This window comes from Bacillus cereus group sp. N21 (assembly GCF_016483395.1).
In the GTDB taxonomy this organism is placed as follows: domain Bacteria; phylum Bacillota; class Bacilli; order Bacillales; family Bacillaceae_G; genus Bacillus_A; species Bacillus_A pseudomycoides.
Window position 1 is genome coordinate 1 of the sequence record NZ_JAEHBX010000318.1, and the last position, 281, is coordinate 281.

Genomic DNA, 281 nt, shown 5'->3' on the forward strand with positions numbered 1-281 from the left:
GTAATAGGCATTACCTTATTTTTCAAATCTGATGTCGTATACGCATCAATCTCACCATTAAGTTGTACCGTATAACCTACATCATTTTGCAAAATATTTATTTCCAAATTCATCATTTCCGCCCCCTTATCTCAAACTTTTACTATTTAATTACCCATAAAAATTAGTTTTAAACATATTTTTTATTTTAATTATAAATAAATTCCCCACACCTTTCTCGGCTTAACACTTAAAAAATACTATCAAATGTTTAAAACTTATAAATTTGTGTATGTATAATG

General features: G+C 26.3%; 1 pseudogene. It reads right to left on the bottom strand.

Going from position 1 to position 281, the window contains the following annotated elements:
* Window positions 1–116, bottom strand: a pseudogene (locus JDS96_RS31030) (anti-anti sigma factor); the annotation flags it as partial.
* Window positions 117–281 lie beyond the last annotated feature (165 nt).